The 13,827-nt window shown below is 73.1% G+C and carries 12 protein-coding genes; 7 read left to right on the forward strand and 5 right to left on the reverse strand.

Annotated elements, in window-relative coordinates; genetic code table 11:
* Positions 1–1,017, forward strand: a 1,017-nt coding sequence (locus ACFV2J_RS05915) for an MBL fold metallo-hydrolase (RefSeq protein ID WP_385437482.1), incomplete at its 5' end; no start/stop codon positions are given.
* 105 nt (positions 1,018–1,122) lie between these two features.
* Here the strand turns inward: ACFV2J_RS05915 and ACFV2J_RS05920 are convergent.
* On the reverse strand, positions 1,123–1,797 hold the full coding sequence (locus tag ACFV2J_RS05920; protein WP_385083307.1) for a DedA family protein: 675 nt from the start codon (positions 1,795–1,797) through the stop codon (positions 1,123–1,125).
* Between the two features lie 74 nt (positions 1,798–1,871).
* Positions 1,872–2,645 carry an MBL fold metallo-hydrolase gene (locus tag ACFV2J_RS05925; protein WP_385083304.1) on the reverse strand — a complete coding sequence of 258 codons (774 nt, stop codon included), beginning with the start codon at positions 2,643–2,645 and terminating at the stop codon, positions 1,872–1,874.
* An 84-nt stretch (positions 2,646–2,729) separates the two neighbouring features.
* Here ACFV2J_RS05925 and ACFV2J_RS05930 point away from each other — a divergent pair, with 84 nt between their 5' ends.
* The 6 genes from ACFV2J_RS05930 (at position 2,730) to dnaK (ending at position 10,841) form a co-directional block, all read left to right on the forward strand.
* A complete protein-coding gene (locus ACFV2J_RS05930) occupies positions 2,730–3,164 on the forward strand; it encodes a hypothetical protein (RefSeq protein ID WP_385083303.1) in 435 nt (144 codons plus the stop codon).
* A gap of 123 nt (positions 3,165–3,287) precedes the next feature.
* Positions 3,288–5,351, forward strand: coding sequence for an alkaline phosphatase family protein (locus ACFV2J_RS05935; RefSeq protein WP_385083301.1), 2,064 nt, complete (start codon positions 3,288–3,290; stop codon positions 5,349–5,351).
* Positions 5,352–5,447: 96 nt separating this feature from the next.
* Positions 5,448–6,509 carry an ATP-binding protein gene (locus ACFV2J_RS05940; protein ID WP_385083300.1) on the forward strand — a complete coding sequence of 354 codons (1,062 nt, stop codon included), beginning with the start codon at positions 5,448–5,450 and terminating at the stop codon, positions 6,507–6,509.
* Positions 6,506–8,308: a hypothetical protein gene (locus ACFV2J_RS05945; RefSeq protein WP_385083298.1), complete on the forward strand. Its 1,803-nt coding sequence runs from the start codon at positions 6,506–6,508 to the stop codon at positions 8,306–8,308. Before ACFV2J_RS05940 ends, ACFV2J_RS05945 begins: the two co-directional genes overlap by 4 nt.
* A 93-nt stretch (positions 8,309–8,401) precedes the next feature.
* Positions 8,402–8,827 carry an OsmC family protein gene (locus tag ACFV2J_RS05950; RefSeq protein WP_329320403.1) on the forward strand — a complete coding sequence of 142 codons (426 nt, stop codon included), beginning with the start codon at positions 8,402–8,404 and terminating at the stop codon, positions 8,825–8,827.
* A gap of 148 nt (positions 8,828–8,975) precedes the next feature.
* Positions 8,976–10,841: a molecular chaperone DnaK gene (dnaK, locus tag ACFV2J_RS05955; protein ID WP_385083296.1), complete on the forward strand. Its 1,866-nt coding sequence runs from the start codon at positions 8,976–8,978 to the stop codon at positions 10,839–10,841.
* A 120-nt stretch (positions 10,842–10,961) separates the two neighbouring features.
* On the opposite strand, the gene ACFV2J_RS05960 is transcribed toward dnaK, so the two are convergent.
* The 3 genes from ACFV2J_RS05960 to ACFV2J_RS05970 are packed head-to-tail and all read right to left on the reverse strand — an operon-like array spanning position 10,962 to position 13,803.
* Entirely contained in the window at positions 10,962–11,768 is an 807-nt protein-coding gene (locus ACFV2J_RS05960) for an enoyl-CoA hydratase/isomerase family protein (RefSeq protein ID WP_385083294.1), read from the reverse strand.
* Positions 11,765–12,958, reverse strand: a complete 1,194-nt coding sequence (locus ACFV2J_RS05965) for a beta-ketoacyl synthase N-terminal-like domain-containing protein (RefSeq protein ID WP_385083293.1) — start codon at positions 12,956–12,958, stop codon at positions 11,765–11,767. Before ACFV2J_RS05965 ends, ACFV2J_RS05960 begins: the two co-directional genes overlap by 4 nt.
* Entirely contained in the window at positions 12,955–13,803 is an 849-nt protein-coding gene (locus ACFV2J_RS05970; RefSeq protein ID WP_385083291.1) for a hypothetical protein, read from the reverse strand. Before ACFV2J_RS05970 ends, ACFV2J_RS05965 begins: the two co-directional genes overlap by 4 nt.
* Positions 13,804–13,827: the final 24 nt, after the last annotated feature.

A 13,827-nucleotide genomic window follows, 5' to 3' on the forward strand; every position in this document is an offset into this window, starting at 1 on the left:
CCCACCAAACCACCCGCCTTCCACCGGGGGGGGCCGCTCCGGCCCTCTGTCCCTCTTGCTGCTCCCGGACCGCTGGTATCGCGGCGTGTGTGGCCGAGATCGTTCGTCGACCGGCTGACCGCGCCGCTGCCGGGGCTGCGGGCCTTCGCCCGGTTCGCCCGCGAGGGCGCGCTGCGGCCCCGGCCCGAGGGGCTCGCCGACATCCCCTCCCTGCCGTTCGAGCCGGGACCGCTGCCCCGGGTGGGCGCGCGCACCGTCGCCGTCTCCTGGGCGGGGCACGCGAGTTGGGTGATCCGCACCGGCGGCCTCACCGTCCTCACCGACCCGGTCTGGTCCCGCAGGATCCTGGGCACCCCGGCCCGGATCACCCCCGTCGGTGTGGCCTGGAGCGCGCTGCCGCGCATCGACGCGGTCGTCATCAGCCACAACCACTACGACCATCTGGACGCGCCGACCCTGGGCCGTCTCCCGCGCCACACACCGGTGTTCGCGCCGGCCGGACTCGGGCGCTGGTTCCGGCGCCGCCGGTTCACCCGGGTCACCGAGCTGGACTGGTGGGAGGCGGCCGAACTCGACGGCGTGCGCTTCGACTTCGTCCCCGCCCACCACTGGTCCAAGCGCAGCCTCACCGACACCTGCCGGACCCTGTGGGGCGGTTGGGTCCTGACGGAGCCCGGGGGACAACGGGTGTACTTCGCGGGGGACACGGGGTACGGCCACTGGTTCGAGCGCATCGGCCGGCGGTATCCGGGCATCGACCTCGCCCTGCTGCCCATCGGCGCGTACGACCCCCGGTGGTGGCTCAGTGACGTCCACTGCGACCCGGAGGAGGCCGTCAGGGCCGCCGTCGACCTCGGCGCCCGCCGGATGGCGCCCATGCACTGGGGGACGTTCGTGCTCTCGGCGGAGCCGGTGCTGGAGCCCTTGACCAGGGTACGGGCGGCCTGGGAACGGGCGGGTCTCCAGCGGGCCGACCTGTGGGATCTGCCGGTGGGGGGTTCCCGGGTGCTCGGGTGAGAACGCTCGGGTGAGAGATGGGCGGGACCGCCGGGGAGAGGGCGAGGGGAGGGCTGGGGAGGGCGCGGGAGGGGAGCACGGGGGAGGGCGCTCGGGTGCGGACCGTCAGCGGCCGCCCGGGTCGCCCGCGGGGTTCTCCGTACTCCCGCCGGGACGCTCGCGCGACTCGGTCCCGCGGACACGGCGCCACAGGCCAGGTGCCAGTCCGAGAGCAACCGTCAGGACGACCGCCGCCACCACTCCCTCCCAGGGTTCGTCGAAGAGGGAACCGCCCAGTATGCCGATGACCTGGTACGTGGCGGCCCAGGCCAGGCACGCGGGTATGTCGCCGCGGGCGAAGGTGCGCAGGGGCATCTTCGCCAGCAGGCAGGCGAACATCACCGGTATGCGGCCGGCCGGCACCAGCCGGGACAGCACGAGGACGGTCACGCCGTGGTCGCTCAGCTTCTCCTGGGCCTGGGCGAGCCGGTCCTCGGGGGCGCGGACCCGGATCGCCTCCAGCCAGCGCGAACCGTTCCTGGACCGCATGCCGCGCCGGCCGAGCCAGTACAGCGCCACGTCGCCGAGGAACGCGGCGAGGGAGGCCACCACGAACACCAGCAGCAGCGCGAACGGCGCCGTCTGATGGAAGGCCACCACGGCCGCGGAACTCACCAGCGCGCCCGTCGGCACCACCGGCACCAGCGCGCCGATCAGCACCAGCAGGAACAGCGACGGATAGCCGATCGCCTGCTGCGTCGCCTCCGGCGTGACGGCCGCGCCCGTGGCGGCCAGGAACACCGTCGCGGCGCTGTTCCTCGCGGACAGGAACAGCGCCGGTGCGGTGCCCACGGCGGACAGCGACGTCACCGGTATCACCGCGCGACCTCCGGCCGCACGCTCTGACCGTGGTCGAGCCGGTGCACCGCCACCCCGGGCGCGGACTCGGCGGCCAGGCGCACGAACTCATCACCCGGCGCATGGAATTCATGGGGGCGCACACCGTCCATGCCGATCGGCCAGTACGTGCCGTAGTGCACCGGCACGGCGCTGCGCGGCATCAGACGGGCCAGCGCCTGCGCCGCCCGCCCCGCGTCCAGATGCCCCTCCCCGAGGAACGGTCCCCAGCCGCCGACCGGCAGCAGTGCCACATCGACCGGTCCGACCTCCTCGGCCATCTCGTCGAACAGCCCGGTGTCCCCGGCGAAATACGTCCGCGCCTCGCCCTCGACCACGAAGCCCAGCGCGGGCGAGCGATGCGGTCCGACCGGCAGCCGTCGCCCGTCGTGCCGGGCGGAAACGGCACGTACCACCAGGTCACCGACCTGTACCCGGTCCCCGGGCGCCACCTCGGTGAGGCGCAGACGCTCCAGCCCGCGCAGTGCGGGCACCGCCCGGCTCGCCCCCTCGGGGAGCAGCACCAGCGTGCCCGGCGCGAGCTGCCGCAGCGAGGGCACGTGCAGATGGTCGGCGTGCAGATGCGAGACCAGCGCCACGTCCGCGGCCGCCGCCTCGGGAGGGGGCGGCGCCCCGCGCCTGCGTCGCAGGTGCGCGAGCCGGCGCGCGAAGAGCGGATCCGTGAGGAGGCGCGTACCGGAGTCCTCCAGCGTGCAGGTGGCGTGCCCCCACCAGGTGATCTCCACCGGCACTTCTTTGCCTCCTTCGTGCGACTCCCCCCGAGCCTACGGGCAGGAGTAGGGTCGGCGGCGAAACCCGGAGGTGAGGGGGACGCCATGGGAAACGCGCGCAGTGCCTCCGCCGTGCCGACCACGGTGCGCGTCACGGCCATCGCGAGTCTGACGCCCCTGGAGGAGCTGGAGGCGGACCCCTTCCTGGTCGACTCCCGCAGCCAGCACGCCATGTGCGCCCGCTGGGCCGCCGAGCGCGGCTACGTCGTCACCCGGGAGCTCCTCGTCCGGGGGCTGCGGCCCGACCACCGCACGCTGTGGGCCGACGTCGAGGCGGGCCTCGTCGACCTGTTCGTCGCGCCGAGCCACCGAGTCCTGGAGCGCGCCCTCGCCTCCGTCGACGAGTTCACCGCCGAGTGCGCCCGCCGGGGCGTCCGGATCGAGACGGTCGGCTGCGCGGAACCCGCGTACGACGCCCAGATGAAGGCCCGGGTCCACCGCCGCCTGTCGATGCCGACCGCGGGGTACGACGGCCGCTGACCGGCGGTCCGTCACCGGCCCTGGCTCGTGGGGACGGGCACATCCGGCCGTCCCGGCCCGTTGTGACAGGGTGGGAGCAGGCCTCGCGGACCGGGCGGGCCCGGGACGTGAGGTGGACAGGGCGTGGGTGGCGGACGGTGGCGACGGGTCCTCAGCGGGGTCTGGCGGAGCATCGCGGTATGGGCCGTGTCCACGGTCACGATGCTGGTACTGGCCGGCGCGCTGCCCGACTTCCAGCTCCAGTCCGACAACGGGGACAGCGCCACCCGCATCGCCGTCACGGCGGCGGCCGGCGCGGGCGTCTTCGGTCTGCTGTCGTCGCTGGTGTGGCCGCTGCTCGTGCGAGCCCTGCTGCTCGTGCCCGCGCTGATACTCGGCCTGCTCGTCTTCTTCCTGAACGGGTCGCTGCTGCTGCTCGCCCTGCGCATCAACCCCTCCGGACAGAGCGAGGCCGCGCCGGAGACAGCCGTCGTCGTCGCCGCCGTGATGTCCGCGGTCGCCTCCGCCACGGGGGGCGCTCTCGCCGTCCGGGACGACGACGCCTACCGGCGCAGGCTCTACCGGCTCGCGGCCCGCCGCCGTGACCGGTCCGACGGCCGCGCCGGTCCCTCGACCCCCGGCGTCGTCTTCGTCCAGCTCGACGGCGTGGGCCACGACGTGCTGGAGGAGGCGACGGGCAAGGGCCTCATGCCGACCGTCGCGCGGTGGCTCGCCGGCACCCACCGGCTCACCCCCTGGCGCACCGACTGGTCGAGCCAGACCGGCGCCAGCCAGCTCGGCATCCTGCACGGCAGCAACCACGACATCCCGGCCTTCAGGTGGTACGAGAAGGAGAGCCACGAGGTCATGGTCTGCAACCGGCCCAGCAGCGCGGCCGAACTCCAGCGCCGGGCCATCGCGTACACCGGCGACGGGGGACTGCTCACCGTCGACGGAGCCAGCCGCGGCAACCTCTTCAGCGGCGGCGCCGACGAGCTGGCCCTCGTGCTCTCCATGGCCGCGCGCAGAGGCCGGGAGAACCGGTCCCGCTCGGGCTACTTCGCGTACTTCTCGGACCCCGCCAACGCCGTCCGCACGGCGATGTCCTTCGTCGCCGAGGTGCTCCGCGAGATCGGCCAGTCCACCCGCGCCCGGTTGCGGAAGCGCCGCCCGCGGGTCGGGCGCGGCGGCCTGTACCCCTTCGTCCGCGCCTTCGCGACCGTCGTCGAGCGGGACGTCGTCGTCGCCGCGGTGATCGGCGACATGCTCGCCGGGCGCAACGCGGTCTACGCGGACCTGGTGGCGTACGACGAGGTGGCACACCACTCCGGGCCGCGCGGCCGGGACACGGAGAAGGTCCTGGAGCGCCTCGACCGCTCGCTCGCGCTGATCGAGACGGTCGCCGAACACACCCCCCGTCCCTACCGGATCGTCGTCCTGTCGGACCACGGGCAGAGCCCCGGCGAGACCTTCCTGACCCGCTACGGCCTCAGCCTCGGCAACCTGGTCCGGGCCGGCTGCGGGCTGCCCGTGCCGCGCCGGGCGCGGGGCACGCACAGCGGTACCGAGGCGCGGGCCGCGGTCCGCGCCGCGCTGCGCCGTCCCGTCGAGGAGAGCGGCGAGCGCCACCGCCCCCCGCGCGGCTCCGAGCCGGTCGTACTGGCCTCCGGCAACCTCGGTCTCGTCTCCTTCCCGGACGTGCCGCACCGGATGAGCCGGGAGGAGATCGACCGCCGCCACCCCGCGCTGCTGTCCACGCTCGCCAACCACCCGGGCGTCGGCTTCCTGCTGGTGCGCAGCGAGGAGCACGGCGGCCTGGTGATCGGCGCGCACGGCGCGGAGGCGCCCGTCGACTCCCTCGACGACGAACACCCGGGCCCGCTCGCCGACTTCGGCCCCGGCGCCGCCGACGCCGTACGGCGCACGCACACGTTCCCGCACGCCGCCGACATCATGGTCAACTCCTGGTACGACCCCGAGGAGGGCGAAGTGCTCGCCTTCGAGGAGCAGATCGGCTCGCACGGCGGACTCGGCGGCGCCCAGGGGCATCCGTTCCTGATGTCGCCGCTCGCCCTGTCCGAGCCGGTCGACGACGGCGGCGACCTGGTGGGCGCCGAGCGGGTGCACCGCGTCCTGCGCGGCTGGCTGCGCGAGTGCGACGGACCCCAGGTGCCGCTGCCCGCGGCCGGGAGCGAGCGCGCCGCCTGAAAATGGGCTGCGGTGAACGGACCCACGCGCACACACTGGTCGTTCCGGACACCGCGCAGCCGCGCGCTCCCTCGAACACCACCCAGGAGTCCGTGCGTGCACGCAGCCGTCACCGTCACCCCCGCCCGCCTCCCGGAGCTGCTGCTCGGGCTCGCCACCGTGCGGCCCGTCTTCATCTGGGGCGCTCCCGGCATCGGAAAGTCCTCCCTGGTGCGGGAGTTCGCCGAATCGCTGGGGCTGGAGTGCGTGAGCCTGCTCGGCACCCAGCTCGCGCCCGAGGACCTCATCGGTGTCCCGCAGATCCGTGACGGACGGTCCGTCTTCTGCCCGCCGGAGGCGATCGCCCGCGACGAGCCCTACTGCCTGTTCCTGGACGAGCTGAACGCGGCGACGCCGGACGTCCAGAAGGCCTTCTACTCGCTGATCCTGGACCGCCGCATCGGCACCTACGAGCTGCCCGCCGGGTCGATCGTCATCGGAGCGGGCAACCGCGCGACCGACAACGCGCTGGCCCGCCCGATCGCCTCCGCGCTCGTCAACCGCCTCGCCCATGTGCACCTGGAGGCCTCGCCGAAGGACTGGCTGGTCTGGGCCGCGGGCAACGGCATCCACCCCTGGGTCGTGGACCACCTCACCGACCGCCCCGACCACCTGTGGTCCAAGCCGCCCAAGACCGAGGAGCCCTTCTCCACGCCCCGTTCCTGGCACATCCTCTCCGACGCCCTGCACTCGTTCGGTCCCACTCTCGACGAGGCCACCCTGGGCGTGATCGCGCACGGCACGCTGACGCCCGCGCACGCGGTCGCCTTCAGCGGCTACGTCAAGATCGTGCGCAGCCGGTTCGGCATCGAGGCCGTCCTCAAGGGCGACGCCCGCTGGCCGCACCGTCCGGAGGACCGCGACCTGCTCTACTACCTCGCCGAGTCCTTCCGCGGACGGCTGGTCAAGGAGCTGCCCGCGAGCAAGGACCACCTCTCGGCGGCCGGACAGCAGACCGCGTACCGCGCCAAGTCGCTGCTCGTGCAGCTCGCCGAGATCTCGGTGGAGGTGGCGCAGAGCGTCATCTCCCCGGACGCCGACGGCAATCCCGTACTGCCCGCGTGGTTCCTGGTCGAGACCGCCCGGGACCTGCCCCGGCTGGTGGAGGCCCGCCGGTGAGCCGCACGCGCGGCAGGGACCAGCCCAAGAAGGACCCGGCCGGCGAGGCGTTCGCGGAGGGCATGCGACTGGTCCGGTCCAACCGCGCGCTCGCCGCCATCGGGTTCAGCACCTGCCGCCAGGAGGACTGCGCCGCGTCGCCCCGCGAGGGCCTCGTCCGTGTCGACTCCGACGGCGTCCTGCACGTCCACCCCACCCGCCGGGCCGAACCCGCCGAGTGGGCCTGGGCGGTCGCGCACGGCGTCATCCACCTCGGCTTCGGCCACGTCCCCGCGGCGACGGGCCGGCGCGAACAGCCCGACCGCCACGACCTCGCCGCCCGCTGCGCCGTGGTCAACCGCTTCCTGCTCGGCTTCCCGGTCGGCACCACCCCCGAGGACCTGCCGCCGTCGTACCCCGACGGCGACGAGGAGCAGCTCGCCGCCCGCTGGCGTCGCGACGGGATCCCGGCCGCCTACGACCGCTGCGGTACGGCCGGCGCCGATCCGGACCAGCTGCTGGTGCCCTGGGACACCTGGAAGGGCGGCACCGCGCCGGACTGGCAGCTCGCCTTCGCGCACGGGCTGACGCGTACGGTGGCCACGGCGATGGACGTGGCGGGCGGCCGCCGTTCCTCCATGCGCGGCGGACCCACCCGGCTTCAGCCCTGGGAGCGGGCGCTGAGCTGGTTCGTCTCCTCCTACCCGCTGCTCGGCGGCATCGCGGCCGGCATCACGCTGGTCGCCGACGCCGAACTGGCGCGCGCGTACGACATCTCCGTCGCTGCGGTCGACGCGACGGCGGGCGAGATCTACGTCAACCCGCTGCGCGAACTCGACGACGAGGAATGGCGGTTCGTCCTCGCCCACGAGATGCTGCACGCCGCCCTGCGGCACGGCGACCGCTGCGGCACCCGCGACCCGTACCTCTTCAACGTCGCCTGCGACTACGTCGTCAACGGCTGGCTGTGCGCGATGCAGGTCGGCACGATGCCCGACGGACTGCTGTACGACGCGGAGTTGACGGACCTGTCGGCGGAGGAGGTCTACGACCGGATCGCGTCCGACCTGCGCCGGATGCGCCGCCTGTCCACCCTGCGTGGCAAGGGCGCCGGCGACATCCTCGGCGGACCGATCGGCCCGCCGCGCGACTACGTCGACCTCGACGAGTTGTACCGCCGCGGACTGGCCCGGGGCCTCGACCTGCACCAGTACCAGGAGCGCGGCCTCCTGCCGGGCGGCCTGGTGGAGGAGATCCGCGCGCTCAGCCACCCGCCGCTGCCCTGGGACGCCCGACTCGCCCGCTGGTTCGACGAGTTCGTGCCTCGCCCCGAGCCGGTACGGACGTACGCGCGTCCGGCGCGGCGGCAGGCCTCCACCCCCGACATCCCGCGCGCCGGACGGTACTTCCCGCCCGAGGAGATCGCCCGCTGCACCTTCGGCGTCGTCCTCGACACCTCCGGCTCCATGGACCGCACGCTGCTGGGCAAGGCGCTGGGCGCGATCGCCTCGTACGCCGAGGCCCGTGACGTGCCCGCCGCGCGCGTCGTGTTCTGCGACGCCGCGCCGCACGACGCGGGCTATCTGCCGGTCACCGAGATCGCGGGCCGCGTCCGGGTGCGCGGCCGCGGCGGTACGGTGCTGCAGCCCGGCGTCGACCTGCTGCACCGCGCCGACGACTTCCCGCCCGGCGCGCCGGTGCTGGTCATCACGGACGGCTGGTGCGACGTGCTGCGGGTACGGCGCGAGCACGCGTATCTGATCCCGGACGGGGCGCGGCTCCCGTTCACGGCGCGGGGGCCGGTCTTCCGCGTGCGGTGAGCCGTCATTCTGGGTGCGCGGCGTGCGGGTGTGATCGGATGGTGCGTACGGTCCCGGAACACGGGACCCACCGCCCCATCGAAGGGAATCACCGTGGCAACCACGCGCACCGCGCACACCGTGTGGGAAGGCAACCTGCTCGAGGGCAGCGGCGTCGTCACCTTCGACTCCTCCGGCATCGGCGAGCAGCCGGTGACGTGGGCGTCGCGGGCGCAGGACGCCAACGGAAAGACCAGCCCCGAGGAGCTGATCGCCGCCGCCCACTCCAGCTGCTTCTCCATGGCGCTGTCGCACGCCCTCGCGGGCGCGGGCACCCCGCCCACCAAGCTGATCACCAACGCCGACGTCACGTTCCAGCCCGGTGAGGGCATCACCGGCATCCACCTCACCGTCGAGGGCACGGTACCGGGCCTCGACAACGACGGCTTCGTGGCCGCGGCCGAGGACGCCAAGAAGAACTGCCCGGTCAGCGCGGCCCTGACGGGGACGACGATCACCCTGACCGCCAAGCTGGCCTGACACTCCGTACACCACGGTGCCGCGGTCCCTCCAGGGGGCCGCGGCACCGTCGTGTCCGGAACCGCCCGCGAGGTACGCCCCATTGACAAGACGGCACTCAAGTTTTGTGCTTGAGGCCGGGCAGCACCCCAGGCGGAAGGGGACGGACATGGCACGTGCGGTCGGGATCGACCTCGGTACGACGAACTCGGTGGTGGCCGTCCTAGAGGGAGGCGACCCCACCGTCGTGACCAACGCGGAGGGCGCGCGCACCACGCCCTCCGTGGTGGCCTTCGCCAAGAACGGCGAAGTGCTCGTCGGCGAGGTGGCCAAGCGGCAGGCCGTGACGAACGTGGAGCGCACCGCCCGCTCGGTCAAGCGGTACATGGGCGACACGGGCTGGCGCTTCCCGGAGCACGGCTCCGTCGACGGCACCCGGTACCGCGCCCAGGAACTGTCGGCGCGCGTGCTGCAGAAGCTGAAGCGGGACGCGGAGGCGTACCTCGGCGAGGACGTCACGGACGCCGTGATCACCGTGCCCGCCCACTTCGACGACGCCCAGCGCCAGGCCACCAAGGAGGCGGGCGAGATCGCGGGGCTGAGGGTCCTGCGGATCATCAACGAGCCGACGGCCGCCGCCCTCGCGTACGGGCTCGACCGCGGCGAGGAACAGACGGTCCTCGTCTTCGACCTGGGCGGCGGCACCTTCGACGTCTCGCTCCTGGAGATCGGCGACGGGGTCATCGAGGTCAAGGCCACCAACGGCGACACCCGGCTCGGCGGGGACGACTGGGACCAGCGGATCGTCGAGCACCTCGCCCAGCGCTTCAAGGGTTCCCACGGCATCGATCTGGGCCGCGACAAGATGGCGTTGCAACGCCTGCGCGAGGGCGCCGAGAAGGCCAAGATCGAGCTGTCCAGCTCCTTGGAGACCACCGTCAACCTGCCCTACATCACCGCTTCCGCCGAGGGTCCCCTGCATCTGGAGGAGAAACTGACGCGCGCTCAGTTCCAGGAGCTGACCGCGGATCTGCTCGACCGCTGCAGGACGCCCTTCGACCGGGCGGTCAAGGACGCCGGTGTGACACTCGCCGCGATCGACCACGTGATCCTGGTCGGCGGTTCGACCCGGATGCCCGCGGTGACGGACCTGGTCCGTGAACTCACCGGCAAGGACCCGCACAAGGGTGTCAACCCGGACGAGGTGGTGGCGCTCGGAGCGGCTCTCCAGGCGGGCGTCATCCGGGGGGACGTCAAGGACGTCCTGCTCCTCGACGTCACCCCGCTCTCGCTCGGCATCGAGACCAAGGGCGGCATCATGACCAGGCTCATCGAACGCAACACCACGATCCCGACGCGCCGTTCGGAGATCTTCACGACGGCGGCCGACAACCAGCCGTCGGTCGGTATCCAGGTCTACCAGGGCGAGCGGGAGATCGCCGCGTACAACAAGAAGCTCGGCGTCTTCGACCTGACCGGGCTGCCGCCCTCGCCGCGCGGTGTCCCGCAGATCGAGGTGGCCTTCGACATCGACGCCAACGGGATCATGCACGTCTCCGCGAAGGACCTGGCCACCGGACGCGAGCAGAAGATGACGGTCACCGGCGGCTCCGCGCTGCCCAAGGACGACATCGACCGGATGATGCGCGAGGCGGAGCAGTACGCCGACGAGGACCGTGCGCGCCGCGAGGCCGCGGAGACCCGTAACCAGGCCGAGCAACTCGTCCACCAGACCGAGAAGTTCCTCCGCGAGAACGACGAGCGGATACCGCCGGGCACCAGGCCGGAGGTCGAGTCCGCGATCGCCGACCTCAGGCGACTCCTGGTGGACTCCGCCGAGGACACGACCGCGCTGCGGGCCGGCGTCGAGAACCTGGCCTCCGTGAGCCAGCGGATGGGTCAGGCGATGTACGCGCAGGCCGCGCGGACCCCCCGGGACGAACCGGCCGACGAGCACGCCCCGGCCGAGGACGACGGCGTGGTGGACGCGGAGATCGTGGACGACGACAGGGGGGCGAGGGGCGGCGCGGCCTAGGGCGGTGGTGAGGTCCCGTCGTCCGCCCGGAGGGCGTGCCGGACGTCGCGGGGCCGGCGGGACTCTCGCCGGCCGCCCCGGCCGCCCCCGGGCGCCGTCCCGGACCGGTACGGGGTGAGGTCAGCGCCCTTGGTACTCCGTCTCGTGCTCCGGACCGTCCGCCAGGAACGCCGTGACGGCGTGGCGATGGTCCAGGGTGCCGGCGACGCCGGCGGCGATGGCGGGGAGGGCGTCGTCCGCGGCCGGGACGCCACCGAGGAGGTATCTGCGGACGATGTCCTTGCTTGCCTCGTGGGCGCGGGTGGGCCCGGTGGCGAGGCGCATGCCGTAGGCGCGGGCGTCGGCGTGGAAGGAGGCGGGCGGGAAGAGGGCGTTGACGACGCCCCAGTCGGCGAGCACCGTCCCGCGATAGAGGTCGCCGGTCATGACGAGTTCACGGGCGCGGGACGGACCGGCGCGCTGGGCCAGACGCTGGGTGCCGCCCATCGCCGGAGTGAACCCGATCTTCCGCTCGACGAGACCGAACCGGGCCTGCGGTGTCGACACCACGAGGTCGCAGGCCAGGGCCAGTTCGAAGGCCGCGGTCAGGGTCAGCGAGTGCGCGGCGAACACCGTGGGACAGGGCAGTGCCTCCAAGGCCTGCGTGATGCCCAGCCGGTCGGCCCAGAAGGATGCCGCGTCCTTCGCTTCGAGCCCGGCGAAGACGCGCACGTCGACACCCGCGCTGACGACCCGGCCCTCGGCCCGGACGAGGAGGGCGCGGGGCGGGTGGGCGGTCAGCCACTCGACCGCGTCCGCCCACGCGCCCCACATCGTCTCGTCGAACAGGTTCATCGGCGGGCTGTCCATGGTGAGGACGGCGAGCGGACCGTCGTGGGCCAGCCGCAGCACCGACTTCTCGCCCGTGAGCGACGAGGGGGGCGTCACGGCACGCTCCGGAAGATGCTGATCGCGTTGTTGCCGCCGAAGCCGAAGGCGTTGTTCTGGACGTGACGCAGCTCCGGCAGGGACAGCGGCTCTCCGGTGACCAGGTTGATGTCCAGCTCGACGTCGTCGGGATCGACGGCCGTGGGGGGTACCAGCCGGTGACGCAGTGCCAGGCAGGCGGCCACGGCTCCGGCCGCGCCGGCCGCGCCCATCAGATGTCCGATGGTGCTCTTGATCGCGGTGACCGCGGCCCGCGGGTAGTGCTCCGCGAAGATGCCGCCCTCGATGGTGTCGTTGGCCCGGCTCCCCGTGCCGTGCGCGAAGATCACGTCGACGTCGTCGGCCTTCAGGCCGGCCTCGTCGAGCGAGCGCCGATGACAGGCGGCGACGCCGTCGCGGTCGGGCGCGGTCGGGTGGCTCGCGTCGTTGCTGACGGCGGTGGCCAGCACCTCGGCGTACGGCGTCGCGCCCGGGCGCAGGGCGCGCTCGGTCTGCAGGACGAACATGCCCGCCCCTTCCGAGGGCGTGACATAGCGCCGGCTCCTGGTGAAGGGCTTGCAGGGGGTGCGGCCGATGGCCTGGAGGGTGTTGAACCCGATGATGTTCTTCTCCGAGTACGGGTCGCAGCCCCCGACGACGGCGGTGTCGGCGATGCCCGCGCGCAGCATCTCCAGGGCGCAGGACAGCGCGACGTTCGCGGAGGCGCAGGTGCTCTGGAGCAGGAAGGCCGGGCCGGCCGCCCCCACCGTGCGGGCCACGCCCTGGGCGATGGAGTAGCTGGAGAAGCCACCGGTCCCGCCGATGTCCCGGCGCCCGGCGACCACGTCCTCCAGCGCCTCGGCCTGTCCGTCGCTGCTGCCGACACAGACGACGGCGTTGCGCAGCAGGTCGTCCCCGGGGGCGAGTCCGGCGTCCCGCAGCGCCTCCAGCGCGGCGAACTCCGCGAAGAGCGAGGCGGCCCGTGGGCGTCGCCTGGTGACCGCGTCCACGTGGGCCAGCGCGGTCTCGCGGGCCTCCTCGGGAACGCGTCCGCCGAGGATGCCGGGCTTCATACCGGCGTAGAGCGGCGGGAGTTCCTCGAAGCGGCTGCGGCCCGCGCACAGGTCGTCCCAGAAGGACCCGACGCCCGCGCCGGCCGGCGAGATGACGCCGAGCCCGGTGATGAAGACCCTTGCTGTTCCCTGGTTCACGAAGACCTCCCGTTCGTGCTGCCCGCCGGCCGCCGGGTCACCGTCACGGTGGCGTGACGACCGTCCGGGGCACGGCATTCGAGGACCGCCCGCTCCGCGGGCTCCAGGGAGTGGACCAGGTCCAGGAAGGCGCGGGTGGCGAAGGCGCTGTTGCGCTCGGCGAAGGCGACGGGCTCCGTGGCGACGGCCCGGCCGTCGGGGGCGCCGATCCCGCACACGGTTCGCACGGGGCCCGGGTGCGGCTCGTCCGTGGTGCCGAAGCCGAACTCGGCGGTGAACCCGGTGCCCTGGTGCAGGAACGCGTGGACGACGCCGTCCCTGCAGGACATGTCCGGTGTGTCGAGCGCCGCGTCCTGGACCGCCTCCGGCGCGTAGACGTCACCGACGAGGAGCCGGCTGACGGCGGAGCGTTCCCGGTCGAGGGCCGACAGCGCCTGCCACATGGCCATGACCGGGGTGAGTACGCCCGCGTTGATCGTCATGTTGCGTCCGGTGGCCCGGGCGCGGAGATTGACGAACGCCGACGCCGAACTGGACGTCGCGTTGGGGAAGTGCTGGGCCGACAGCAGCTTCCCCTTGGTCGCCGCGTCGCGCTGAAGGCGGGCCAGTGCGGCGGTGTTGCCGTACTCGGTGCCGATCACGATGGTGTCGTCCGTACGTTCCTCGGAGGCCTCCGCGGAACCGAGGACGAGGTAGAGGCAGATCCGTGTGAACGCGTCGCGGAACTGGTCGCCGGCCGTGCCGATCACCTCGTGCAGATCGGGTGGCAGTCCCGCGCGTTCGTCCTGGCCGTCCGTCGGCCCGGGCGCGCACAGCGCGACCGAGCCCAGAGTGAACTCAAACAACACAACTCTCCGTGGCGCTGGAAT

This window comes from Streptomyces sp. NPDC059668 (assembly GCF_042734135.1).
In the GTDB taxonomy this organism is placed as follows: domain Bacteria; phylum Actinomycetota; class Actinomycetes; order Streptomycetales; family Streptomycetaceae; genus Streptomyces.

Bases quoted from the DNA above. Each gene is read 5' to 3' on its own strand.
- ACFV2J_RS05930 (WP_385083303.1), top strand. From the start codon at position 2,730: ATGGGAAACGCGCGCAGTGCCTCCGCCGTGCCGACCACGGTGCGCGTC.
- dnaK (WP_385083296.1), top strand. From the start codon at position 8,976: ATGGCACGTGCGGTCGGGATCGACCTCGGTACGACGAACTCGGTGGTG.